We start from the raw sequence: 24,510 nt of genomic DNA on the forward strand, positions 1-24,510 counted from the left end.
GCGGCGGATGATCGTGGTCACCGGCGGCGCCGGCTTCATTGGCTCCAACATCGTCTCTCGCCTGTGCACAGAGGACCGCTGGGACGTGGTAGTCTGCGACCGGCTGGAGGACGCCAATCTCGGCAAATGGCGGAATATCGCCAAATCGGCCATCGCCGACTTTTGGCAGCCGGAGGAGCTGTTCGTGCAGCTCGAACGTCACGCCGAACGGGTCAGCGCCATTGTCCACATGGGCGCGATCTCCTCGACGACGGAGCAGGACACCGACCTGATCCTGCGCACCAACTTCAGCCTGTCGCGCGACATCTGGGACTGGTGCGCCCTGAACGACACGCGGATGATCTACGCCTCCTCGGCGGCCACCTATGGCGACGGCGAGGCCGGGTTCGAGGATGCCGATGATCTTGGGTCAATCTCGAAGCTTCAGCCGCTAAATGCCTACGGATATTCAAAGAAACTGTTCGATCAGTACGCTGTGCGCGAGGCCTCGCGCGACCACGCGCCGTGTCAGTGGGCCGGGCTTAAGTTCTTCAATGTCTATGGCCCGAACGAGGGTCACAAGGGCGGGATGAAGTCGGTCATCGCCCAGATCTGGCCCAAGGTCGCGGCCGGCGAGACCGTCAGCCTGTTCCGCTCGCACCACCCCGACTACGCCGACGGCGGCCAGTTGCGGGACTTCGTCTTCGTCGACGACGTGGTCGACATCATCGACTGGCTTCTCTGTACCCCCGACGTCAGCGGCGTCTTCAACGCCGGATCGGGCCAGGCGCGGTCCTTCCTCGACCTCGCCAATGCCACCTTCGCGGCCGCCGGCAAGGAGCCCGCCGTCACCTATATCGACATGCCCGAGGTCATCCGCGACCGGTATCAGTATTTCACCGAGGCCCGCATGGACCGCGTCCGCGCCCTCGGCTTCAGCGGCCAGTCGACGCCGCTGGAAGAGGGTGTCCGTCGCTACGTTCAGTCCTTCCTGTCGCAACCGGATCCCTATCGGTGAAACTGCCGCGCCTGACCTTCTCGCAGAGCGTGGGCTGGGCCGGGTTCGCCCTCGTGTTCCTGATCGCGACCGCCGTTACGGTCTGGCGCGGGGATATCCTGAAAGCCGGTCTGGACCCCCAGGTGCCGTTCCAGACCTACGACCCGCCACCCGCACCGGACTACACTTCGGCGGCCTCCTGGGTCATGAGCGATGAGCGGGCCCCCACCTCGGGCCCGGCCGCCATCTTCTTTCTGCACTCGACCACCTTCGACGGCGGCGAGGACTGGAACGGGCCGATCGGCGCCGCCGGGGCCGACGCCTATCTGGAGCGGGTGGTGATCCCGAACTATGCGGGTCCGTTTGCGCGGGCCGGCGCCATCAGCCTGCCACGCTATCGCCAGGCGTCGCTCTACACCCGGTTGACGCTGAGGGATGACGCTCGTGACGCCCGCGCCTTCGCCTATGGTGATGCCCTTGCCGCCCTCGAAGTCTGGCTGACCGCCCATCCAACCGGACCGCTGGTGCTGGCCGGAGTGGAGCAGGGGGGTGAGTTGATCGACCGGCTGGTGCGGGAACGTGTGGCCGGGGACGCTGCGCTTCGCCGCCGGATCGTCGCCGTCTATCTGGTCGATGTGATCGTGGCCGAAGACTCGCTGTCGCCCGCCGTGCCCGCCTGCGTCACGGCCACCAGTATCGGCTGCGTCGTCGGCTGGTCACAGGTCGGAGACGAGAATGACGGCGCCGCCTGGCGTCGTCTGCGCCGCGCTCTGGTCTGGGACCAGGCCGGACGACTGGTCGATCTCGGCGGCCGAGCAGCCCTCTGTGTCAATCCGGTCAGCGGAGCCCGCAGCGACGCCGCCGTGCCCGCGCGCCTCCATCACGGCGCGGCCAATGCGACGGGGCTGGAATGGGGCGTGCGACCGGCCTTCATCGACCGCGCCGTAGCGACCCGGTGCGTCGACGGCATCCTGCGCCACACCGAGCTGACCACGGAATCCTTCCGCGAGATCGGCAACTGGGCGGATCGAAGAAAAGCACGGCCCTACAATCTGTTCTATGCCGATATTGAAGCGGACGTTGAGCGCCGCCTGAACGTCTGGGAAGCGTCGGACGCGCCTTAGTCCAGCCCGCCCCGCTCTGTCTTCCAGTCAAACAGCGCCTCCAGCACCTGGATCGCCTCGCCACGCGGACCCGTCAGGTCTGGATCGCGGCCCAGCACCAGGCGGGCATCGTCCGCCGCCGCCAGCAGCAGGGACCGGTGCCGGATCGGATCAGCAAATCGATAGGCCGGGAAGCCGCTCTGCCTGAGGCCCAGCGGATCGCCGCCGCCGCGCAGACGGAAATCCTCTTCCGCGATCTCGAACCCGTCCTCGCTGCGCCTCAGGGTCTCTAGCCGCTCTCGCGCCGTATCCCCCAGGCCCCCATCCTGACCGCCGTAAAGCAGGATGCAGGCGCTCGATTTCGCCCCGCGTCCGACCCGCCCGCGCAACTGATGCATTTGGGCCAGGCCGAATCGATCGGCGTGTTCGATGACCATGATGGTGGCGTTCGGCACGTCGACACCCACCTCCACCACCGTGGTGGCGACCAGCACCGACAGCCGCCCGTCGGAGAAATCGGCCATGACCGCCTCCCGCTCGGCGCCCGGCATCTGCCCATGGGCCAGGCCGACCTCGATATTCAGGATCCGCCGCAGGTCGCGCGCCCGTTCCTCGGCGGCGGCCAGATCGCTGACCTCGGATTCCGCCACCAGCGGACAGATCCAGTAGGCCTGGGCTCCGCTCTCGACCGCCGCTTTGAGCCGCTGCGCCACCTCGCCGATCCGTGCGAGCGGCAGGACCGCGGTGGAGATCGGCGTTCGCCCCGGCGGTTTCTCCATCAACCGGCTGACCTCCAGTTCGCCGTACTGGGTCAGTTCCAGCGTGCGTGGAATCGGCGTCGCCGACATGGTCAGCAGGTGGACGCCGCCGACGCGCGGATCGCCCTTGGCCTGCAGTCGGCTGCGTTCATTGACCCCGAACCGATGCTGCTCATCGATGACCGCTAGGGCCAGTCGGTCAAAGCGGACGGCGTCCTGGAACAGGGCGTGAGTGCCGATGGCCACCCTGGCCTCGCCTGACGCCAGGGCCGCCAGCCGTTCGCGCCGTTCCGCCGGCGTGTCGCGGCCGGTCAGCAGGATCGTCGGCGCCCCGGCCGCCTCCAGCATCGGAGCCAGCCGCTGGAAATGCTGGCGGGCGAGGATCTCGGTGGGCGCCATCAGGGCCGCCTGGAAACCCGAACCAGCCGCGTCGGCCAGAGCCAGGGCCGCGACCGCCGTCTTGCCGGAGCCCACGTCGCCCTGCAGCAACCGGCCCATCTGCTCGCCCGAGGCGAGGTCGCGGCGGATCTCGGCCACGGCCCTGGCCTGGGCATGGGTCAGGGTGAAGGGCAGGGCGGTCAGCAAGGCCTGCGACACGGCTCCGGGCGCGATGATGGGCGCGGGCGTTATTTGGCGCGCGCGCTTCCGTCGCGCCAACGCCAGTTGATGGGCGAACAGTTCGTCATAGGCCAGTCGCTGGCGCGGCGCGGCATCCGGCGACAGATCGGCCTCGCCCGCCGGCGTATGCAGGGCCTCGATCGCCGCGTGCCAGCCCGGCCACCGCTGTTTCGCCAGCCAGGCGGGATCCTGCCACTCCTGCAACTCCGGCGCGGAACCCAGCGCGCCGAGCGCCAGCTTCCGCACCACCCGCGACGTCAGCCCGGCCGTGGCCGGATAGACGGGCTCTACGGCCGGAATCTCCTCGCTCCTGTCCAGGGGCACGATCCAGTCGGGATGGACGATCTGGACCTCGCCATTGAACCGCTCGACCTTACCGGAGACCAGCCGTCGCTCGCCCTGCGGCAGCTGACGGTCGATGTGCTGCGGACTGCCGCCGAACCAGATCAGGTGAACGAAGCCGGTCTCGTCGCTGGCCCGGACCTTGAGCGGCACGCCCGGGCGAGCCGGCGCGATCATCCGGTCCACGACGACGTCGAAGATTCCGACCTCGCCCTCCACCGCATCCGCGGCCTGGGTCCTGCGGCGCGTGATGACCCCGACCGGCGCCAGGAACAGAACGTCGCGCACCAGCGGCCCGGCCAGCTTCTGGATCAGGGGAGCGACCTTGGTCCCCACCCCCTTCAGGATGGTGACCTCCGCGAACAGGGGAAAGAGAATCTGGGGCCGCATCGCCGATGACATTAGACGGTGCGGCCGCGCTGGCGAAACGGGATGGGGAGCGCTATCTGGAAACCACTGTTGAATGACTGGACCGGGCAAGGATTCTTGTGGCCGATAACGATGTGCGTGCCGACACCGACCTCCGCCAGCAGCGGCTGGGCCGGATCACCTTCAGGGCGTGGCGGCGGGGCTTCCGCGAGGCGGACCTGGTGCTCGGCCCCTTCATGGAGCGCGAGGGTGCGAGCCTGAGCGACGCCGAGCTCGACGCGCTGGAGACCCTGCTGGCCGAGGACAACGATCACGACCTCTACGCCTGGATCATCGAGACCCGGCCGACGCCGGCCGAGCACGACACGCCGCTAATGATGAAGCTGCGCGTCTTCATGCGCGCCCACGTCGCCGCGGCCGTCGCCGATGGGGCGGGCTGATGGACGGCGCCAGGATGGATCGGCGGACCGATCAGGAACTGGGCGGCGCGCCGGAAGGGCTGGACGCTCTCGTCGTCGCCGAACGGTTGAAGGCCTCCGGCGGCGTCGGCGTCTTCGTGGCCCGCGACTTCTCGCGCTCCGGCGCCTTCGTGCAGGCGTTCAACTTCTTCGCCGGGGACGTCGAGATCGTCGAGTTTCCGGCCTGGGACTGCCTGCCCTACGACCGGTTGAGCCCGACCTCGGGCATCTCGGCCGAACGCATGGCCGCCCTGACCCGACTGGCCGGGCGCGCCGCCGACGAGACCCGGCCTCTGCTGGTCGTCACGACCGTGGCCGCCGCCCTGCAGCGCACGCCGCCGCGCGAGGTCACCTGCGCCGCTGGGTTCCTGGCCGTCGTCGGGCGGGAGCTCGATATCAAGGCGCTCGAGATCTATTTCACCACCAACGGCTACATGCGTGCCTCGACCGTCAACGAGCGCGGCGAATACGCCGTGCGCGGCGGAGTCATCGATGTCTTTCCGCCGGGCTTCGAGGAGCCGGTGCGGCTCGACATGTTCGGCTCCGAACTGGAATCGATCCGCACCTTCGATCCTGCGACCCAGCGCTCGACCGGCCAGCGCACCGAGGTGGCCCTGTCTCCCGTGTCCGAGGCCCTGCTGGACGCCGGGACCATCAGCCGGTTCCGCACCGGCTATCTGAACCTGTTCGGCGCGCCCGGCGACGATCCGCTCTATGCGACCATCAGCGAGGGCGCCCGGCGTCAGGGCATGGAGCACTGGATGCCGCTGCTCTACGACCGCCTCGAGACCCTGTTCGACTACCTTCCGGATCGCGCCTCGATCTTCCTCGACCACCAGGCCGACGCCGCCCGTACAGACCGCTGGAACCTGACCCGCGACGCTTATGAGGCACGCCAGGAGGCGTCGAAGGCCCAGTCTGGAAAGGGGGGCGGCGGCGCCAACCGCGCCCTGCCGCCGAACCGCCTCTATATGCCGGAGGAGGACTGGAACTCGGCGCTGGCCGGGCGAAATGTCCGCCGTCTGTCGCCATTCGACACCGCGGCCGAGGACGCCGGCGGCCGTCTGGGTCGGACCTTCGCCGCCGAGCGGGCCCAGGACAGCGTCAACCTGTTCGAGGCCGTCGCCGACCATGCGGCCAGGCTGAAAGCCGACGGCAAGCGCGTCCTGTTCGCCTCCTGGAGCGAGGGCTCGTCCGATCGCCTCGGCGTCATGCTTGCCGATCACGGGCTGGAGCATGTCGTTGCCGTGCGCGACTGGGCCGATGTGCAGACCGCGTCGAAGGACCTCTATCTGCGCGCCATCCTGCCGGTAGAGCATGGCTTCATGACCGGCGCCCTCGCCGTCATCTCCGAGACCGACATCCTCGGCGACCGGCTGGCCCGCCCGAAGCGGAAACGCCGGGCGTCGAACTTCCTCGCCGAGGCCTCGGCCCTGACGACGGGCGACCTCGTCGTTCACCTCGACCACGGCATCGGCCGCTACGAGGGTCTCAAGACACTCGAGATCCAGGAGGCGCCGCACGACTGCCTCGAGCTCCTCTATGCCGGTGATAGCAAACTCTATCTGCCGGTTGAAAATATTGATCTTCTGACCCGGTACGGATCCGAATCCGATGGTGTCCAGCTCGACCGGCTCGGCGGCGCCGCCTGGCAGGGTCGCAAGGCCAAGGCCAAGGCCCGGCTGCGCGACATGGCCGAGGGGCTCATCGCGCTCGCGGCCAAGCGCGCGCTCCGGGTGGGGGAGGCGATCAATCCGCCGGCCGGTCTGTTCGACGAGTTCTGCGCCCGCTTCCCCTATGAAGAGACCGACGACCAGCTCAACGCGATCGGCGACGTGCTGGAGGACCTCGGCAAGGGCGTGCCGATGGACCGCCTGATCTGCGGCGACGTCGGCTTCGGCAAGACCGAGGTGGCCATCCGCGCCGCCTTCGTCGTGGCCATGAGCGGGCAACAGGTCGCCATCGTCTGTCCGACGACGCTTCTGGCCCGCCAGCACTTCAGGACCTTCTCGGAGCGGTTCGCCGGCTGGCCGATCAAGGTCCGGCATCTGTCGCGCATGGTCACGGCCAAGGATGCGGCTGAAACCCGAGCCGGGCTCAGGGATGGTCAGTTCGAGATCGTCGTCGGCACCCACGCCGTCCTCGCCGAACAGGTCGGGTTCAAGGACCTGGGCCTGGTCATCGTCGACGAGGAGCAGCATTTCGGCGTCAAGCACAAGGAGAAGCTCAAGAGCCTCCGCGCCGACGTCCATCTGCTGACCCTGACCGCCACCCCGATCCCGCGCACCCTGCAGATGGCCCTGTCCGGCATCCGCGAGATGTCGATCATCGCCACACCTCCGGTCGACCGCCTGGCCGTGCGGACCTATGTCGCGCCCTGGGATCCGGTCATGGTGCGCGAGGCCCTGCTGCGCGAGAAATACCGCGGCGGTCAGGCCTTCTACGTCTGCCCGCGCCTGTCCGACCTGCCCGACATCGAGGAGTTCCTCCGCATCCAGGTGCCGGAGATCAAGTTCGTCGTCGGTCACGGCCAGATGAGCCCGACCCAGCTCGAAGACGTGATGAGCGCCTTCTACGACGGCTCCTACGATGTGCTGGTCTCGACCACGATCGTGGAGAGCGGCATCGACATTCCGACCGCTAACACCCTGATCGTGCACCGCGCCGACATGTTCGGCCTCGCCCAACTGCACCAGATCCGGGGCCGGATCGGCCGGTCCAAGGCCCGCGCCTTCGCCTATCTGACGGTCGATCCGAAGCGGCCGATGACCCTGTCGGCCGAGCGGCGGCTGCAGGTGTTGCAGTCGCTCGACAACCTCGGCGCCGGTTTCCAACTGGCCAGCCACGACCTCGATCAGCGCGGCGGCGGCAACCTGCTGGGCGACGAACAGTCGGGCCATATCCGCGAGGTCGGGGTCGAACTGTACCAGCAAATGCTGGAGGACGCGGTCGCCGAGCTGCGCCAGAACGGCGAGGGCGGTCCCGTCGATCGCGGCTGGTCACCGGCCATCAACGTCGGCGCGGCTGTATTGATTCCAGAGGATTATGTCTCGGACCTCAACGTTCGTCTGAGCCTCTATCGCCGCCTGTCCGACGCCGAGAACACCGAGTCCCGTGAGGCCCTGGCCGCCGAACTCATCGACCGGTTCGGCCCGCTGCCGGATGAAGCCAAACAGTTGCTGCGCATCGTCGGCATCAAGGCCAGTTGCAAGACGGCCTGTATCGAGCGGATCGACATCGGGCCCAAGGGCTGCGTCCTGACCCTGCGCGACAACTCCGTCCCGAACCCGATGGGGCTGGTCGGCCTGATCCAGAAGAACCACGCGTTCTGGAAGATCCGCCCGGATCAGAAGATCGTCGTGAAGGGCGACTGGCCGACCCCCGAGGATCGGTTGAAGGTCGCCGAGCGCATCACGACCGATCTGGCGCGGGTGGCGGGGGCCTAGGTGTTCAGTCCCGAATTGAGGTGGGCCAGACCGTATTTGAGGCGTTCCGGCTCGTCAGCCTAAGCCCCACAGATGGCTTCGTAGTGTGTGAGGCCCTTTAAGGTCCTGAATCGTCTGAGCCTGCCCTCGTCGATCCTGACCTCGGCGATGTCGATGTAGAATTACCTGCCGACGCACGCACTCGTGACTCGACGCCCCCCCCGCCGCTTTCCTTCGTGGCATCCACCTCTTGTCCCGAAACAGCGCCATGATTCTCGTTTCCGTCGCCCTCGCAACCGCCATTTCGATGAGCGATCCCCAAGCTGCCGATATCTTGTCGAAGCTGGATATGACGACATTCCGAAACTCCCTTCGACCGCGTGCGGCAGAAGGGCTGGAGCGACCAGCCGATTGGGGCTTCGCCGGCCCCACTAACGAAGCTGGGTGGGCCTACCTCACGCAGCAGGTCGCGGGCCGCCGCAGCTGGACGATCGGCCTGACAATCATTCGGCAGGAAGGCGAAGCGGTCGTGGCATGCTTCTCTGACCAGGCCCGGAATGGCGGAACCTACTACGCCCGGAGCGCCGTGCGCATCGTCAGCGATGGTGAAGGCGGCTATCGCGTGGATCAGCAAGGGTCGGATGAGCCCACCTGCCAACCAGCCCCCGGCCAAGGCTAAGCTGCGCCTCAAGCGCCGCCCTCCGACCGTCCGACCGCTGTGCTGCGGCCGTGCCTGTTGCTCCAGCGCCTTGGTCAGCCACGACGGATTCTGGTCCCTTCACCGATGCATTTGGTGGACCAAGTGAAGAGCAGTCCAACTCCATGGAGTCACAGGCCCGCTTGATGGCTGAGCCGGACTATGCGCGTCCGGATGGTCCTGTCTATCGGTCAGGCGAGCTGGGTCTGCATGTCGGCAGAGGCGCGTTCAAGAACAGCGGCGGCGCCTTCGCCCGGCATCAGTTCGGCGACGCCGACGCTGAAGTCGACCACGAAGGGCGTCCGGTCGGGACCGGCGTCGAAGGCGGTGCAGCCGATGACCGCTGCGATCCGCTCGACCGCCAGGCGCGCGGCCGGTCCGGGGGTGGCGGGCAGGGCGAGGGCGAAGACCTCGGGGGCCAGTCGGGCCGCCGTGTCCTCGACCCGAACGAGGCGCGACACCATGGCGCCGATCTGGGGCATGGCCCGGTCCAGCCAGCCGCCCATGCGCGCACGGGTCAGGTTATCGCTGTCCGCCACCCGCAGGACGCAGACTGACAGGGGTCGCCGCCGCGCCGAAGCGCCCTCGGCGACCCGCCCAAGATGGCTGGCGAACAGGTTCCGGGTGAACAGGCCTGTAGACGGATCCATGATGCCTGCGCCACGCGCGCCTTCCAGAGCCTTGCGGATGGCCAGATGGCGGCGATGGGTGTGGGCCAGGTCGAGGACGCGCGCGGCGGCCTCGGGCTCCGGCGTGCCGGCGGCCGCCACTTCCGAGAAGCCCCGGTTGTACAGTTCGCTTAGATTGATCTCGCCTTCCGACCGCAGATAGAGGGCCAGCGGGATGTGATAGAGGCGCGTGTTCCGCTTCATGCCCGAGGCGATGGACAGGGCCGGCGCATGGTCCGGCGCGCCCCACAGAACCGCCGCGTCGAAGGCGCTTTCGTGCAGATAGTCGAAGGCGGTGTAGGGCGTCGGCGCGGCCACCACCTCGGCTCCGCCGGCGATCAGCGTGTTTGAAAGGGCGATGAACCGGTGATCCGGGGCGCCGGCGATCAGGATACGAACCGGGCTGGGATCAGGCACCCCCGGATCCAGGGTCGCGCCGTGCAGGGCGAAGGTCGCCTGACGCAGGCGGAACTCCTCCTCGGCGATGGCGGCGCGAACCAGTTGTTCGATGCGCAGGGCGGCCTGGGCCGGATGCGGCGGTTCGGCCATCGTCAGATCAAACGTCCCGGCAGCGAGGCTCGCCGCCATGGGGCCGAGGGCGATGACGGGCAGCCGCCGGGCGCCGGCCGCGAGTCGCAGGGCCTCGGGAAGGGCGTCAATCTCCGGGTGACCGGCGTCCAGGATCGCCGCCTCCAGCGTGAAGTCCGTCAGGGCAGCCACTGCGGCGGCGCCCGACCGGGCCGTCATTGTGCGCCAGCCCAGCGAGTCCAGCCCGCGGCACAAGGCGCCGATCCGCTCATCCGTCTCGGCGACGACCAGAACGCGTGGATCCGAACCCAAAATCGATGACCCCCCCTGCGCGACCGGACGGCCGCGACTCCGGACACGGAGCGGGCGGACCATACCGACGCGGCCCCGTTCGGCGCAACGGTGCTGATGCGCGCGGCAGGGGAAAACGACGGTGGCCCGGCCGCTTCCAAAGCGAGGATTTTCCGCTAGAGTCACCCCTTGGGCTACGGCGGGAACCGGCTTGAGCGGACAGACTACAGAATTGGCGTCACCCGGCTTCTGGGTGCGGCTCTCAGGGCGGGCGTTCGCCCGCAGCTGGGGCCGGGACGTCATGCTGTACACGGGCGGGGTGTCGTTCTTCGCCCTGCTGGCAGTGTTCCCGGCAATCGCCATCCTGATCGGCTTCTACAAGGCCGTGCTGTCGATCGGTCAGGTCGGCGAGCAGGCGGCGGCCCTGGCCGACGTCATGCCCCATGCCGCCCGCGCCATATTCCGCGCCGAGGTCGAGCGGCTGTCGAACGCTTCGGCCCGCGCCGTCTCGACCCAGAGCGCCTTCGCCCTGGTGGTCGGCGCCTATGCCGCCCATCGTGGATTCAAGGCCTTGCTGGCCGGACTGAACCTGATTCATGACGAGACGGAGCCGCACGGCTTCTTCAAGTTCAACTTCCTCGCCTTCATCGTCGCCGTGGTGGCGTTCGGCCTGTTCACCATCGTTTCGGGCGCCGTGGTCACCGCGCGGCTGCTGGAGCATGCCGGGCCGGTCACGGGGCAGGCCGGGCTGCCGTTCAACGGCTTCCTGCCCGCGGCCGGCCTCGGCCTCGGGCTGACGCTGCTGTATCGTTACGCCATGTCGCACCGGGACCCTGTGGCCTGGGTCCCGTCCATCGCCGGCGGGGCGGTGGCGACCATCCTTTCGATGATCTCGTCCTGGCTCTGCGCCATCTATGTCGAGCAGATCGCCCAGCTGGGCGCGACCTACGGATCGGTCGGCGCCGTCGTGGTCCTGCTGATCTGGCTGTCGTGGAACGTCAACGCCATCTTCTACGGCGGCGCCTTCGCCACCGAGATGGAGATCGCCTCGCGGGCCAGGGGAGCGCCGGATATCGCGCCCGAGGACAGCCCCTCGGTCGTCAATCTGTCGGAGCGGCGCGCGTCTCGACGGTAATCGTCAGGACGCCGTCGGTCTCCTCGACCGACATCACCCGTCCGCCAAGTTCCGCCATCAGATACGGAACGTCGATCCGTGCCATCGGATCGGTCGCGAGGAGGACGAGACGGGTTCCCGCCCGCCCTTCGGCCGCCTTCCTCAGACGCAGGCTCGGCACAGGGCAGCGATGGCCCCGGGCGTCGACGACGATGGGCGCGCCTTCGCTCACCTCGCCTCGCAGGCGGCGAGCAAAAGACCCAGGGCGACGCGCACGCTTTCCAGCCGCACCTCTTCGCGCCCGATGCCTCCGAACAGTCGCTTGTCGTGAACGAGTCCCTGTGGCGTTGCGCAGCCGAAATGAACCAGCCCGACCGGCTTTTCGGCCGAGCCGCCCCCCGGGCCTGCAACGCCGGTGATCGAGACGGCGAGGGCGGTCTTCGCGGCCTGCCGGGCCCCCATCGCCATGGCACGCGCCACCGGCTCTGATACCGCGCCGTGCTTGACGATCAGGGCGGCCGGCACGCCCAGCATCTCCGACTTGGCCGCGTTGCTGTAGGTCACGAAGCCCCGGTCGACGACCGACGACGACCCGGCCACGGCCGTCAGGGCCCCCGCGACCAGCCCGCCGGTGCAGCTCTCGGCCGTCGCCACCGTCCAGCCCCGCGCCGAGGCGGCGGCGATCACCGAGGCCGCCAGTCGCTGGATGTCGTTCGGGAACATGGGTCTTTCCGATCCGTGCGCGAGTCAGTCTAGGCTGACCCCGGTGCGTGCGTCTGTCGATAGCACGTGCGCAAGACCGGGGACCTCATGACCGACGCAGCCCTGCCGGACGACGCCGCGCCTTCGACGGAGGGCGGCGATCGCGTGACGCCGATCCTGTTCGCCGTGGCCATCTTCACCTCGGCGGCCCTGGTCTTCGTCGTCCAGCCCATGGTGACCAAACTGGTCCTGCCGATGCTCGGCGGCTCTCCATCGGTCTGGAACACGGCCATGGTCTTCTTCCAGACAGCGCTTCTGGCCGGCTACGGCTACGCCCACCTGCTGCAACGCCTGACCTCGATGCGGGCCCAGATGGCGACCCATCTGGTCCTGCTGCTGCTGGCGGCCCTGTTCCTGCCGCTGAAGATCAACGGAGTGCTGGGCGACCCCGACCCGAGCGCCCCGATCGGCTGGCTTCTGGCGACCCTGGCCCTGTCGGTCGGCGCCCCCTTCGCCGTCCTGTCGGCGACGGCGCCCCTGCTGCAGGCCTGGTACGCCCGGGTTCGCGTCGGTCACGCCGATGGCAAGAACCCCTATGTCCTCTATGCGGCGTCCAACCTCGGCAGCTTCCTGGCCCTGCTGGCCTATCCGCTCATCCTCGAACCGCTCATGACCCTGTCAGGCCAGCGCGTAAGCTGGAGCGGAGGCTATGCCGCCTTCATGCTGATGGTCGTGGCGCTTGCCGTCGTGGCCTGGCGACGGGGGCAGATCGGCGGGGCGCCGGTCGCCAGCCTGGAGACCAGCGCGCCGATCCCATGGCGCGAGAAGATCATCCTCGTCCTTCTGGCCGCCGCGCCGTCCAGCCTGATGCTCGGCGTCACCGCCCACCTGGCCACCGACGTCGCCTCGGCGCCCTTCCTGTGGGTCATCCCGCTGGCCCTCTATCTGCTGACCTTCGTCATCGCCTTCCAGGACAGGCCCTGGATCCCGCTGCCGATCACCCTGGTCGTTGCGGCGGCCGTCAGCCTCGCCTGTATCGCGTTCACAGCCTTCAGGACCGGCGACTGGATCCTGATGTTCGGCCTGCATCTGGGGGCCTTCTTCCTGCTGGCCCTGATGTGTCACCAAAGGCTGGCCGCGCGGCGTCCTCCGCCGGACCGGCTGACCGAATTCTATCTGCTGATGTCGCTGGGCGGGGTCGTCGGCGGCGCCTTTACGGCCCTTCTGGCGCCGGTGCTGTTCAACGGCGTGTGGGAATACCCGCTGGTCCTCGTCCTGGCCGGTCTGGCCCGGCCGCTGAACAAGGCGCCGATCCGGAACTGGGAGGTCTATCTGTTCGTCGGCGCGGTCCTGGCCACCGGCCTGCCGCCGCTGCTGTCGGCGGCGGCCCAGGCGGACTGGGGCTTCGGCTGGTGGCTCAACAACAACGTCTCGGACAATATGCCGGGCCTGACACAGTTCATCATGCTGGCGCCGATCCTGGCCGGCTTCATCCTGCGCGATCGCACCCCGGCCTTCGTCATCATCGCCGCCGGCATCGCCCTGTCGACCGCCTATATCGCGCGCGGCTATGAGGCAGCCTTCACCGACCGCAGCTTCTTCGGCGTGATGAAGATCGGCGTCACCGAGGACCCGCGCCTCGGCGGTCAGGTCAACATCCTGATGCACGGCACGACCCTGCACGGCGCCCAGCCCCGCAATCCGGCCTTCGCCTGCATGCCGACCCTCTACTACGCCCCGGCCAGCCCGATCGGTCAGACGACCCAGATGCTGCAGCTGCGCCGTCCAGCCCTGAAGATCGGCGTGGTCGGGCAGGGGTCCGGCGCCATGGCCGGCTACAAGCGCGCGGCCGACGAGATGAAATTCTTCGAGATCGATCCGATGGTCGATCGGCTGTCGCGCGATCCGCAGTGGTTCAGCTTCATCTCCGGCTGCGCCGACGGCCCGATCGAGACGGTGCTCGGCGACGCCCGGCTGACCATGGCGCGCGAGACGGCCGGCACCTACGACCTCTTGCTGATCGACGCCTTCTCGTCGGACTCGGTGCCGACCCATCTGCTGACGGTCGAGGCGATCGAGGGCTATCTGAAGCTGCTGAAGCCGGACGGCGTGGTCATCCTGCACCTGTCGAATCGCAACCTCGACATCACCCTGCCGGCCGCGGCGGCGGCGCAAGCCCTGGGCGCGGCGAACCTGCATCAGCTCTATCAGGAATCGCCCCTCGCGCCGGACATGGCCGAGGCCTCCACCGAAGCCCTGATCCTGTCGCCGACGGAAGAGGGCCTGGCGGAGTTCCGTGACCAGGCCCAGTGGCGAACCCTGGCCGAGACCGACGTTCGACCATGGACCGACGACTATGTGAACCTGTTCGGCTCGTTGTGGCGTCACTTCCGGCGGTGACGTCAGCCGTTTGATCAGGCGGGCAATTCGATCGTCGCGATAGCCGAGGCGGCGAGGCCTTCCTCGCGTCCGGTGAACCCCATCTTCTCCATCGTCGTTGCCTTCACGCTGACGGCGTCGAGCGGCAGATTCAGGATCGCGGAGAGCCGTTCGCGCATGGCCTGACGGTGCTGCTTCACCTTGGGTCGCTCGCAGATCAGGGTGACGTCGACGTTCACCAGCCGCCCGCCGCGCGCCGCCAGCCGCTCGACCGCATGGATCAGAAACTGGTCCGAGGCCGCGCCCTTCCACTTCGGGTCGGTTGGCGGGAAGTGGTCGCCGATGTCGCCGTCGCCCATGGCGCCCAGCACCGCATCGGTCAGGGCGTGCAGTCCGGCGTCGGCGTCGGAATGGCCGATCAGGGTCTGGTCATGTGCGATCTCGACCCCGCACAGCCACACACTGTCGCCCGGCCCCCAGCGGTGGGCATCGAACCCCTGGCCGACGCGGGTCTGTCGGGCGATCAGCGCTTCGGCCATGGCGAAATCCTCGGGATAGGTCAGTTTCATCAGGCGCGGATCGCCCTGGACCAGACGAACGGTTCCCCCGTCGTGCTCGACCACGGCCGCATCGTCGGTGGCCGCCGCACCCTCGGGCCAGGCGGCATAGGCGGCCCGCAGACGGTCGGCGCGAAACGCCTGCGGCGTCTGGGCCCGCCACAGGCCGCCGCGATCGACAGTCGCCTCGATGCGATCGGAGCCGCGCTTGAGGGTGTCGGAGACGGGGAGGGCGGCGATGGCTCCATCCGCACCCGGCAGGGACTCGAGCAGCCGCCGGATCACCTCGGCGGACAGAAGGGGCCGTGCGGCGTCGTGAACCAGGACGGGCCGATCCGGCGCCCCGGTCAGGGCTTCGAGCCCCGCGCGCACGGAGTCCGCACGCTCGGCGCCGCCCGCCACGGCCCGCCAGTTGCTCAGCCCGGCCAGCGCCTCGGCCGCCCGCGCGAACCCGTCCGCCGCGACCACCACGACGACCTGTTCGGCCCCCGCATGGAGCAAGGCCTCGAGCGACCAGCGGACCACGGGCTTGCCGCCCAGCGGCCGCCACTGCTTGTCACCTCCAGCCCTGGAGCCCGAGCCGGCCGCCACCACGATCGCTGCGAATGTCATCCTCGCCTTCTAGGGGCCACGATGGCGGTTGACGAGGGGCCAGGCTTCGCGTGTTGACGGACGGATGAGCACAGGGTTTCAGATCGGCGACGTCGCCATTCCCGGACGGGTTCTGATGGCGCCCATGACGGGCATCACCGACCTGCCTTTCCGGCTGCTCGCCAGCCGCCTCGGCGCGGCCTATGTCGCGACCGAGATGGTGGCCGCCGCCGAACTGGCCCGCGCCCGCCCGGACGTCGTGCGCCGCGCCGCCGTGGGCGACGGCCTGCCGCTCACGGTCATCCAGCTGGTCGGCCGCGATCCCTCAGCCATGGCCCAGGGTGCGCGCATGGCCGAGGCGGCCGGCGCCGACATCATCGACCTGAATTTCGGCTGCCCGGCCAAGGAGGTCACCGGCTCGGCCTCGGGCTCGGCCCTGATGCGCACGCCCGACCTGGCGGGCCGGATCATGGCGGCGACGGTGGCGGCGACCTCGCGACCGGTCACGGTCAAGATGCGCCTCGGCTGGGACGACGACACCAGGAACGCCGCCGAGCTGGCGAAGCGCGCCGAAGACCTCGGCGTCAAGGCCGTGACGGTCCACGGCCGCACTCGCCAGCAGTTCTACACCGGAGCCGCCGACTGGGATGCGGTCGGGGCGGTCAAGGCGGCGGTCTCCATCCCGGTCATCGTCAACGGCGACATCATCACCGCCGAACAGGCGAGGGAGGCTCTGGACCAGTCCGGCGCCGACGCCCTGATGCTGGGTCGCGGCGTCTACGGCCGTCCCTGGCTCGCCGCCCACCTCGATCGCGCGCTGCGGGACGGCACGGTCCTCGTCGAGCCCGACCGCCAGGAGCGGTTCGATATCGTCGTCGCGCATATGCTGGCGTCCTGCGACTTCTACGGCGAACATCTGGGCCTGCGGATGTTCCGCAAACACCTCGGCTGGTACGTAGAACAGGCGCCCTGGCCCGCCGATCCCGCCGATCCGGCCGACCGCCGCACGGCCAAGAGCCGCCTGTGCCGGCTGGAACAGCCCACGCTGGTTGGCGAAGCCCTCGCTGACCTTTGGGACCGGCCTCCACCCTCGCTGTATTTCAGCAACTCTCCTGTTGAAGTTTCGCCACAGGTGGTTGAAGCTTCCGGGACATGACGGACACGCCCGCCCCGCTTCCGGCAACAGAAGGCGACCCCTCCTTCTGGGGACGTCTCGCGGCCGGTCGAGCGCGGGCCGCCTTCGGGGCCGCCTATGTCATCGCCTTCCTGATCACCGGCGCCGCCATCTGGCTGGTCGCTGTGGCCCCGGGAGCCAGCGCGGGCGATGACGCACGCTCGACGGCCAGCCGCGCAGTCCTGTTCATCCTGCTGGCCAATCTGGTCCTGATCGTCGGCCTCGCGGCCATCATCGGCGGCCAGGTTCTGAGATTGTCCCAGCGTCGGCAGGACGACCCGGGCGCGCGCCTTCACCTGCGCTTCGTAACGCTGTTCTCGCTGGTGGCGGTCGTGCCGGCGGTGCTGATCGCCCTCGTCTTCGGCCTTCTGGTCAATCGCGGCGTGGACCAGTGGTTCAGCGACAACGTCCGTTCCGCGGTCAACAACGGAGCCTTCATCGGTAAGGCCTATGTTGCGGATGTCGGAGGCGGTCTTGAACGCGACCTGGGCAGCATGGCCAACGAACTCGGCGGCGTTCGCGGCGCTTTCGACGACCGCATCCAGTTCTCCAGCGCCCTGACCCAGATCGCCGATTTCTTCGGCTACCCGGCCGTCTACATCCTGAACGGCGAGGGCGAGGTCCTGGCCCAGAGCGACCTGCCCGATGCCCCCGCCTATGTCGCCCCGCCGCGCGAGGAGTTCGAGAAGGCCGCCGAGGGCGAGGAGGTGCCGGTGACCGTGACCGAGCATCCCGACACCATCCGCGCCCTCTATCCGTTGCCAGACTACGGCGATGCCTATCTGTATGTCGTGCGTCCCCTGGCCCCCGGCCTCGTCGAGCGGATGCGCAATGGCCGCGACTCCATCGAGTCCTATCGTGTCGCCGAGGAGAGCCGGGCCCGCATCCAGGCCGCCTTCGCCCTCAGCTATCTGGAGACGGCCCTGCTGGTGCTGGTCGGCGCCGTGTGGCTGGGCATGTCGGCGGCCAGCGCCATCTCCGGGCCCATCGGTCGTCTGGTGAAGGCGGCAGATCAGGTCGCGGCCGGCGACTTCAGCGCGCGGGTCGAGGCCGACGGCGCGCCCGGCGAGATCGCCACCCTGTCCCAGGCCTTCAACCGCATGACCGGCGATCTCGAGGCCCAGCAGGCCGCGCTGAAAACCGCCAGCGAAGAGGCGCAGGACCGCAGTCGTTTCATCGAAACCGTCCTGTCCGGCGTCAGCGCCGGCGTCATCGGTCTGGACAAGCGCGGTCGGATTTCCGCCATCAATGACAGCGCCTTGCAGCTGCTTTCGATCTCGGAAGTTGAGGTGCGCGGCAAGGCCCTGGGGGTCGTTGCACCCGAACTGGCGGAACTGGTGAAACGCGTCGAGGCCCATATCGAGGAGGACATCGACGTCGCTCGCGAAGGCGAGACCCGGCGTCTGCGCGTCCGCATCGAGGGCGGGGTCGGCGGCGAGATGGTGCTGACCTTCGACGACATCACCCGCCTGGTGACGGCCCAGCGCAATGCTGCCTGGCGCGACGTCGCCCGCCGCATCGCCCACGAGATCAAGAACCCACTGACCCCGATCCAGCTCTCGGCCGAACGGCTGAAGCGTAAATTCCGTCCGGCGATCACCGAAGACCTCGAAATCTTCGACCGCTGCACCGACACCATCATCCGCCAGGTCGGCGACATCGGCCGGATGGTCGACGAGTTCTCGTCCTTCGCCCGCATGCCTGCGCCGCGTTTCACCAATGAGAACCCGGCCGAACTGCTGCGGGAAGCCGTCTTTGCCCAGCGCGTCGCCGCGCCCGACCTCGTGGTCGAGCTGGTCGAGCCCCTGCCGAGAGCGAAGATGAAGGCGGACGGCCGCATGGTCGGACAGGCCCTGGCCAACATCCTGAAGAATGCCGGCGAGGCCGTCGCCGCCCGTCGCCTCGCCACGCCTGCCGATGAGGAGCAGGTCGCCATCATCGCCCGGCTTGAGATCGAGGACGGCATCGCCACCTTCATCGTCGAGGACGACGGCAAGGGTCTGCCCGTCCGCGACCGCGACCGTCTGACCGAACCCTATGTCACCACGCGCGAGAAGGGCACGGGCCTCGGCCTCGCCATCGTCAAGCGCATCTGTGAAGACCACGGCGGCGAGCTGAAGCTGTCAGATGCCGACAGCCTGCACGGCGCCAGGATTTGCCTGATCTTCCCCCTCAACCCCACCGGCAAGGCCGGGCGTGAAACGGAGCCTCGCGGCGCCGGCGCCCCGGCGGCCGAATAGTAGCGAGGCGTCATGCGTTCCACCGGAGCCGATATCCTGGTCGTCGACGACGAGGCCGACATCCGCGACCTGGTCTCGGGCCTGCTGGAGGATGAGGGCCATTCCGTCCGCGTCGCTTCCAGCTCCGAGGAGGCCCTGGCCGGCATCCGCGCCCGCAAGCCCAGCCTGATCGTCCTCGACATCTGGATGCAGGGCGGCGGCATGGACGGGCTGGAACTGCTCGACCTGGTCAAGACGCTCGACGCCGACCTGCCGGTCGTCATGATCTCGGGCCACGGCAATATCGAGACGGCCGTCAGCGCCCTCAAGCGCGGCGCCTACGACTTCATCGAAAAGCCGTTCAAGTCCGACCGGCTCATCGTGGTTATCGATCGCGCGCTCGAGTCCGCCTCGTTGAAGCGCGAGAACCGCCGCCTCCGCACCGTGGCCATGACCCCGACAGGCCTGATCGGTCGCTCGGCCGCCGCCCAGGTCCTGCGCACCACCATCGTCAAGGTCGCCCCGGCCAACAGCCGCGTCCTGATCTCGGGTCCTCCCGGTTCGGGCAAGGAGTTGGTGGCGCGCCAGATCCACGAGGCCAGCCCCCGGGCGCGCGGCGAGTTTGTCGCCATTTCCGCCGCCGGCATGACGCCGGAACGCCTCGACCTTGAGCTGTTCGGCGAGGAAGGCCACGACGGCCGTCCGCGCAAGATCGGGGTCTTCGAACGCGCCCACAACGGCACCCTCTATCTCGACGACGTCGGCGACATGCCGCGCGAGAGCCAGAGCCGCATCCTGCGCGTCCTGGTCGAACAGCGCTTCCGCCGTGTCGGCGGCGAACAGGACGTCCAGGTCGATGTCCGGGTCGTCACCTCGACCTCGCGCGACCTGAAGATCGAGATCACCGAGGGCCGCTTCCGCGAGGATCTGTTCCACCGCCTCAACGTGGTGCCGATCCGCGTTCCGCCTCTGTCGGAGCGCCGCGAGGACATCGGTGAACTGGTCGAATATTTCATCGAGACCCTCAGCGTGTCCCAGGGCCTGCCGCGCCGCAGACTGGGCGACGACGCCATCGCCGTGCTCCAGGTCCATCCCTGGCCCGGCAACGTCCGCCAGCTGCGCAACAACGTCGAGCGCCTGCTGATCCTGGCGACCGGCGACCTCAACGACCCGATCTCGGCCGACATGCTGCCGCAGGAGGTGGCCTCGACCGGCGCGGCAGGGATGGGGGCCGAACGCACCATCGCCCTGCCTCTGCGGGAGGCCCGCGAGGTGTTCGAGCGCGAATATCTGGCGGCGCAGATCATGCGCTTCGGCGGAAACATCTCGCGTACGGCCGCCTTCATCGGCATGGAGAGATCGGCCCTGCACAGGAAACTGAAGTCGCTGGGCGTGTCGCCCTCGCGCGGCGGGGACGAGGACGAAGGGAATACCGACTGATGTCGCGCGTCGCCTATGTGAACGGGGTCTACCAGCGCCACTCGGAGGCGACGATCCATGTCGAGGATCGAGGCTTCCAGTTCGCCGACGGCGTCTATGAGGTCTGGTCGGTGTTCGACGGTCGGATGGCCGATTTCGAAGGCCACATGACCCGGCTTCACCGAAGTCTCAACGAGCTTCGCATCGACATCCCCATGTCGGTCGACTCCCTGACCCGCGTGCTGAAGGAAACCATCCGCAGGAACCGCGTCCGCGACGGCATCGTCTATCTGCAGGTCACGCGCGGCACGGCCCGCCGCGACCACCCTTTTCCCGCGCCCGGAACCCCGCCCAGCGTGGTCGTGACGTCGAAGTCGCTGAGCGCGCGCAAGTCCGACGCCCAGGCCGCCAAGGGCGTCGCCGTCGTGACCCATCCCGACATTCGCTGGGGCCGCTGCGACATCAAGACGGTCGGCCTGCTGCCCAACGTCCTCGCCAAACAGGCGGCCCGCGACAAGGGCGCCTACGAGGCCTGGATGGTCGACGAGATGGGTCTGGTCACCGAGGGCTCCTCGACCAACGCCTGGATCGTCGACAAGTCCGGCAAGCTGCGCACCCGCGACACCCAGGCCAATATCCTCAAAGGCATCACCCGCACCGCCATCATGGCGATGATCGAGGCGGAGGGGATCGAACTCGACGAACGCCCCTTCAGCGTCGACGAGGCCAAGGAGGCGAAAGAAGCCTTCTTCACCGCCGCCGGCGCCTTCGTCATGCCCGCCGTCTCGATCGACGGGGTGAAGATCGGCGACGGCAAGCCCGGTCCGATCGCGACCCGGCTGCGCGCGCGTTATCTGGAAGAGGCGAAGCGGGACTCGGTCTGATTTTTCTCCGTGCACCCCGGCGAAGGCCGGGGTGCACGGATGGAGGGTGTCTAAGCCTCGCGCTCTCTGGTTGCGCGACCTCGAAATCCATCGGGAGGAAATCGGTTACCGGGCCTGTTGCGACCCGCGAGCGCCAGCGTCTAAGGTGACGAACCGGGCGTTCGATCCGGAGCCGCGATCTCCCCGACGCGGTGAAAACCAAGAAAGAACAGGACCAACCTGCCATGTCGCAAGACAAGCGTCAGAACCTTCAGGACACCTTCCTCAACTCCGTCCGCAAGACCAAGACCCCGCTGACCATCTTTCTCGTCAACGGCGTCAAGCTGCAGGGCATCGTGACCTGGTTCGACAACTTCTGTGTGCTGCTCCGTCGCGACGGCCAGTCGCAGCTCGTCTACAAGCACGCCATCTCGACGATCATGCCGTCGGCGCCCGTGCAGCTGTACGAACCCGAGGCCGACGAGGACTGAGGCAAGTGGCCTTGTCATACCGAACGAAGCGAAGCGAAGATCCGGGACGCCGACCAATTCCTTCGACTCTCCCGGAAGACGCGAAGCGGCTGTCCGGGAGACCGTCAGGTGCGGTCCCACCGTTCCCCGGATAATCGCTGACGCGATTTCCGGGAGGACTAACTTCATCGTCTAACGTCCCGGATCTTCGCTTCGCTACGGCCGGGATGACAAGCATCGCACGCTGACCACTGGCGATGGCCGCCCAGGCGGCCCATGTTGACGCCTCCGCCCGACAACCGACAGAGACCCTTTGAACGCCAAACTCATCGACCACTCCGTGCCGCTCATCCGCGCGGTCGTCATCCACCCCGATCTCGGCGAGCGCGCCTCTCGCCCGGCCGGTGAGCGTCTGGAGGAGGCCGCCGGCCTCGCCCGCGCCTTGGACCTCGACGTCCGCGCCGAGGAGATCGTGCGTCTGCGCAAGACCACGCCCGCGACCCTGTTCGGGGCCGGAAAGGTCGAGGAACTGGCGGCCCTGATCCGCGCCGCCGAGGCCGAGGCCGCCGTCATCGACTTCGACCTGACCCCGGTCCAGCAGCGCAATCTGGAGAAGGAATGGGACTGCAAGGTCATCGACCGCACCGGCCTGATCCTGGAGATCTTCGGCCGTCGCGCCCGCACCAAGGAGGGCAAGCTGCAGGTCGAACTGGCCCGGCTCGACTACGAGAAATCCCGCCTCGTCCGCACCTGGACCCACCTGGAGCGCCAGCGCGGCGGCACCGGCTCGACCGGCGGCCCCGGCGAGACCCAGATCGAGCTCGACCGCCGCCTGATCGCCGACCGCATCGTCAAGCTGAAGGGCGAGCTGGAGGAGGTCCGCCGCACGCGCGGCCTGCACCGCAAACAGCGCAAGAAGGCCCCGTTCCCGGCCGTCGCCCTGGTCGGCTACACCAACGCTGGCAAGTCGACGATCTTCAACCGGCTGACTGGCTCCGAGGTCCTGGCCAAGGACCTGCTGTTCGCCACCCTCGACACGACCCAGCGCACCATCCGCCTGCCCCAGGGTCGCCCGGCCATCATCGCCGACACGGTGGGCTTCATCTCCGACCTGCCGCACGAACTGGTCGAGAGCTTCCGCGCGACCCTGGAGGAGGTGGGCGAGGCCGACCTGATCTTGCATGTCCGCGACATCGCCTCGGCCGACACCGCCGCCCAGGCGAAGGATGTCGAGGAGGTCCTGAAACAGATCGAGCAACCCGCCAATCCTGACGGGACGATCAAGCCGCGCCGCATCCTCGAGGTCTGGAACAAGACCGACCTCCTCGACCCCGAGGTCCGCGAAGAGATCGAGGGCCAGGCCGCCCGCTCGGGCAATGCTTCGGTCGCCGTCTCCGCCTGGACCGGGGAGGGGATTGAACGCCTGCGCCAGGCCATCACCGACCTGATCGACGACGACCCCGAGACGGAACTGGTGCTGCAGCCCTCACAGGGCGAGGCCCTGGCCTGGCTCTACGCGCACGGCCGGGTCACGGCGCGCGACACGGACGCCGAGGGGCGGATGCGGCTGACCGTGCGGCTGGACCCGCAGGCGATGGGACGGTTCGAGCGGCAGTTTCAGGCGGGGTGAGGGCCGGTCTGCCGCGGCAAGCTGGCCATGGTTGCTGTGCGGATGGATGTCTGATCCGGCGCTGACCCCTGGGGCCTCGGCTCCGATCCGGCCGGTCCCATTTCCCGTTTGGAACCTAAGCGTTGCCGAACGCTTCTGTCTCCGATGTCGCACCCCCCCTCTGAAATCAGCCGGCAACATGGATGGCTGTCCGATTTCCAATTCTCGAACGGCCGCGTCAGGGTTCGCAAGACGGACATCAACCTCGCGGTCGATGAGAAGCTCATCGCCGAAATCTGGGCCTGGATCCCTTACCTGGCCGTCCTCTGGCTAAGGGCCGTTTGGGCGACGCTCGCTCGGCTGGTCCGGGGCGACCGTCGAATGATCTGGTACGCGCCCGATCGGCCAAGACCCTGGTATCTGGTGCGAGGAGCCGCGCTGTGGGCCGGAATCGGTGTCGCCAGACATCGGGCGGACGCCGACATCGAATTCTACTTCGATGATGTCACCGCCGGGGAGGCCCCACTCGGCGGCGAGGCGCTGAATGTGCGGTGCACCGACGTGTCGAAGAGCCACGTCGCCGAAACCTTCGAAGCGGTTTTCGGCTATCCGCTCCGGGTTGACCCGACCACCTACCACGGCCCTGTCGTCGAGAAGTCCGAGAAGAACGGCGTTCACGACGGCCGTATCATGGGATCCGGCGATGCCCTGCGGTCCGACTGCGTTTATCAGCGACTGATCGACACCACGGACGCCGACGGAAGCGCCAACGACCTGAGGACCCTCTGCGTCGGCGGGGCTCCCGTACTTGTCTGGTTGAAGGTCAAACCGGCCGGCGCTCGGTTCGCGATCCACAATCGCAAGGCCAGCCTGCGAGAGCCTGCCGAGATCTTCAGCCGCGAAGAGAGCGCGCTCATCGGCCAGTTCACCGCACGCATGGGTCTGGACTGGGGTGGACTGGATATCCTGCGTGATCGGGCGGACGGTCGAATCTATATCGTCGACGTCAACAAGACCGACGTCGGTCCGGTCATCGCCTTGTCCTGGCGCGACAAGATGCGGTCGATGGATCGGCTTGGTCGAGCCCTGGAGGGGCTGGTCGCGTCGCGCGGGCGGGTCCGTCAATCGCGCTTCGCGGACGGGCCGGCCGAGGGGCCCGTTCATGCGAGCTGACTCTCTT

Annotated in this window: 19 protein-coding genes; 14 read left to right on the forward strand and 5 right to left on the reverse strand. The window is 68.2% G+C overall.

The window, feature by feature from the left end; genetic code table 11:
- Positions 1-7 precede the first annotated feature (7 nt).
- On the forward strand, positions 8-997 hold the full coding sequence (gene rfaD / locus ACP7AU_RS02225; protein WP_426050424.1) for an ADP-glyceromanno-heptose 6-epimerase: 990 nt from the start codon (positions 8-10) through the stop codon (positions 995-997).
- Positions 994-2,100: a DUF3089 domain-containing protein gene (locus tag ACP7AU_RS02230; protein WP_426050392.1), complete on the forward strand. Its 1,107-nt coding sequence runs from the start codon at positions 994-996 to the stop codon at positions 2,098-2,100. Before rfaD ends, ACP7AU_RS02230 begins: the two co-directional genes overlap by 4 nt.
- Here ACP7AU_RS02230 and recG read toward each other — a convergent pair.
- Entirely contained in the window at positions 2,097-4,187 is a 2,091-nt protein-coding gene (gene recG, locus ACP7AU_RS02235) for an ATP-dependent DNA helicase RecG (protein WP_426050393.1), read from the reverse strand. The two genes, ACP7AU_RS02230 and recG, sit on opposite strands and share 4 nt — an antisense overlap.
- 98 nt (positions 4,188-4,285) lie before the next feature.
- Between recG and ACP7AU_RS02240 the strand changes: the two genes are divergently transcribed.
- From ACP7AU_RS02240 to ACP7AU_RS02250, 3 genes are all read left to right on the forward strand, one after another.
- A complete protein-coding gene (locus ACP7AU_RS02240; RefSeq protein WP_426050394.1) occupies positions 4,286-4,606 on the forward strand; it encodes a succinate dehydrogenase assembly factor 2 in 321 nt (106 codons plus the stop codon).
- The gene (gene mfd / locus ACP7AU_RS02245; RefSeq protein WP_426050395.1) at positions 4,606-8,070 is read left to right on the forward strand and encodes a transcription-repair coupling factor; all 3,465 of its coding nucleotides are present in this window, start codon (positions 4,606-4,608) and stop codon (positions 8,068-8,070) included. The genes ACP7AU_RS02240 and mfd overlap by 1 nt, the downstream gene beginning before the upstream one ends.
- Before the next feature lie 247 nt (positions 8,071-8,317).
- Positions 8,318-8,728, forward strand: coding sequence for a hypothetical protein (locus ACP7AU_RS02250; RefSeq protein ID WP_426050396.1), 411 nt, complete (start codon positions 8,318-8,320; stop codon positions 8,726-8,728).
- A 209-nt stretch (positions 8,729-8,937) separates the two neighbouring features.
- Here ACP7AU_RS02250 and ACP7AU_RS02255 read toward each other — a convergent pair whose 3' ends face one another.
- Positions 8,938-10,254 carry a diguanylate cyclase domain-containing protein gene (locus ACP7AU_RS02255; RefSeq protein ID WP_426050397.1) on the reverse strand — a complete coding sequence of 439 codons (1,317 nt, stop codon included), beginning with the start codon at positions 10,252-10,254 and terminating at the stop codon, positions 8,938-8,940.
- Between the two features lie 190 nt (positions 10,255-10,444).
- Between ACP7AU_RS02255 and ACP7AU_RS02260 the strand changes: the two genes are divergently transcribed.
- Entirely contained in the window at positions 10,445-11,368 is a 924-nt protein-coding gene (locus tag ACP7AU_RS02260; protein ID WP_426050398.1) for a YihY/virulence factor BrkB family protein, read from the forward strand.
- Here the strand turns inward: ACP7AU_RS02260 and ACP7AU_RS02265 are convergent.
- Together ACP7AU_RS02265 and ACP7AU_RS02270 are read right to left on the reverse strand one after the other, a co-directional pair.
- Positions 11,334-11,579, reverse strand: coding sequence for a sulfurtransferase TusA family protein (locus tag ACP7AU_RS02265; protein WP_426035696.1), 246 nt, complete (start codon positions 11,577-11,579; stop codon positions 11,334-11,336). The genes ACP7AU_RS02260 and ACP7AU_RS02265 overlap by 35 nt on opposite strands.
- On the reverse strand, positions 11,576-12,070 hold the full coding sequence (locus ACP7AU_RS02270) for a CinA family protein (RefSeq protein WP_426050399.1): 495 nt from the start codon (positions 12,068-12,070) through the stop codon (positions 11,576-11,578). Before ACP7AU_RS02270 ends, ACP7AU_RS02265 begins: the two co-directional genes overlap by 4 nt.
- A gap of 87 nt (positions 12,071-12,157) precedes the next feature.
- On the opposite strand from ACP7AU_RS02270, the gene ACP7AU_RS02275 reads away from it, so the two are divergent.
- Positions 12,158-14,449, forward strand: a complete 2,292-nt coding sequence (locus ACP7AU_RS02275; RefSeq protein WP_426050400.1) for a fused MFS/spermidine synthase — start codon at positions 12,158-12,160, stop codon at positions 14,447-14,449.
- A gap of 14 nt (positions 14,450-14,463) precedes the next feature.
- Here the strand turns inward: ACP7AU_RS02275 and ACP7AU_RS02280 are convergent, their stop codons facing one another.
- Positions 14,464-15,597: a bifunctional 2-C-methyl-D-erythritol 4-phosphate cytidylyltransferase/2-C-methyl-D-erythritol 2,4-cyclodiphosphate synthase gene (locus ACP7AU_RS02280; protein WP_426050401.1), complete on the reverse strand. Its 1,134-nt coding sequence runs from the start codon at positions 15,595-15,597 to the stop codon at positions 14,464-14,466.
- A gap of 64 nt (positions 15,598-15,661) precedes the next feature.
- On the opposite strand from ACP7AU_RS02280, the gene dusB reads away from it, so the two are divergent.
- The 7 genes from dusB to ACP7AU_RS02315 all read left to right on the forward strand — a co-directional run bounded on the left by dusB (position 15,662) and on the right by ACP7AU_RS02315 (position 24,503).
- Entirely contained in the window at positions 15,662-16,732 is a 1,071-nt protein-coding gene (dusB, locus tag ACP7AU_RS02285) for a tRNA dihydrouridine synthase DusB (RefSeq protein WP_426050402.1), read from the forward strand.
- Complete coding sequence (locus tag ACP7AU_RS02290; protein WP_426050403.1) at positions 16,729-18,990, forward strand: ATP-binding protein; 2,262 nt, start codon at positions 16,729-16,731, stop codon at positions 18,988-18,990. Before dusB ends, ACP7AU_RS02290 begins: the two co-directional genes overlap by 4 nt.
- A gap of 12 nt (positions 18,991-19,002) precedes the next feature.
- Positions 19,003-20,409, forward strand: coding sequence for a sigma-54-dependent transcriptional regulator (locus ACP7AU_RS02295; protein WP_426050404.1), 1,407 nt, complete (start codon positions 19,003-19,005; stop codon positions 20,407-20,409).
- Complete coding sequence (locus ACP7AU_RS02300) at positions 20,409-21,272, forward strand: D-amino-acid transaminase (protein WP_426035710.1); 864 nt, start codon at positions 20,409-20,411, stop codon at positions 21,270-21,272. Before ACP7AU_RS02295 ends, ACP7AU_RS02300 begins: the two co-directional genes overlap by 1 nt.
- 224 nt (positions 21,273-21,496) lie before the next feature.
- Positions 21,497-21,742, forward strand: coding sequence for an RNA chaperone Hfq (hfq, locus tag ACP7AU_RS02305; protein ID WP_013269198.1), 246 nt, complete (start codon positions 21,497-21,499; stop codon positions 21,740-21,742).
- Between the two features lie 292 nt (positions 21,743-22,034).
- The gene (gene hflX / locus ACP7AU_RS02310) at positions 22,035-23,351 is read left to right on the forward strand and encodes a GTPase HflX (protein WP_426035712.1); all 1,317 of its coding nucleotides are present in this window, start codon (positions 22,035-22,037) and stop codon (positions 23,349-23,351) included.
- A 144-nt stretch (positions 23,352-23,495) separates the two neighbouring features.
- A complete protein-coding gene (locus ACP7AU_RS02315; protein WP_426050405.1) occupies positions 23,496-24,503 on the forward strand; it encodes a hypothetical protein in 1,008 nt (335 codons plus the stop codon).
- Positions 24,504-24,510 lie beyond the last annotated feature (7 nt).

The sequence above is a fragment of the Brevundimonas sp. SL161 genome (assembly GCF_049896985.1).
In the GTDB taxonomy this organism is placed as follows: Bacteria; Pseudomonadota; Alphaproteobacteria; order Caulobacterales; family Caulobacteraceae; genus Brevundimonas.

Coding starts and splice junctions, on each gene's coding strand:
- rfaD (WP_426050424.1), top strand. CDS start 8: ATGATCGTGGTCACCGGCGGCGCCGGCTTCATTGGCTCCAACATCGTC.
- recG (WP_426050393.1), bottom strand. CDS start 4,187: ATGCGGCCCCAGATTCTCTTTCCCCTGTTCGCGGAGGTCACCATCCTG.
- mfd (WP_426050395.1), top strand. CDS start 4,606: ATGGACGGCGCCAGGATGGATCGGCGGACCGATCAGGAACTGGGCGGC.
- ACP7AU_RS02250 (WP_426050396.1), top strand. CDS start 8,318: ATGATTCTCGTTTCCGTCGCCCTCGCAACCGCCATTTCGATGAGCGAT.
- ACP7AU_RS02270 (WP_426050399.1), bottom strand. CDS start 12,070: ATGTTCCCGAACGACATCCAGCGACTGGCGGCCTCGGTGATCGCCGCC.
- ACP7AU_RS02275 (WP_426050400.1), top strand. CDS start 12,158: ATGACCGACGCAGCCCTGCCGGACGACGCCGCGCCTTCGACGGAGGGC.
- ACP7AU_RS02280 (WP_426050401.1), bottom strand. CDS start 15,597: ATGACATTCGCAGCGATCGTGGTGGCGGCCGGCTCGGGCTCCAGGGCT.
- dusB (WP_426050402.1), top strand. CDS start 15,662: ATGAGCACAGGGTTTCAGATCGGCGACGTCGCCATTCCCGGACGGGTT.
- ACP7AU_RS02290 (WP_426050403.1), top strand. CDS start 16,729: ATGACGGACACGCCCGCCCCGCTTCCGGCAACAGAAGGCGACCCCTCC.
- ACP7AU_RS02295 (WP_426050404.1), top strand. CDS start 19,003: ATGCGTTCCACCGGAGCCGATATCCTGGTCGTCGACGACGAGGCCGAC.
- ACP7AU_RS02300 (WP_426035710.1), top strand. CDS start 20,409: ATGTCGCGCGTCGCCTATGTGAACGGGGTCTACCAGCGCCACTCGGAG.
- hfq (WP_013269198.1), top strand. CDS start 21,497: ATGTCGCAAGACAAGCGTCAGAACCTTCAGGACACCTTCCTCAACTCC.
- ACP7AU_RS02315 (WP_426050405.1), top strand. CDS start 23,496: ATGTCGCACCCCCCCTCTGAAATCAGCCGGCAACATGGATGGCTGTCC.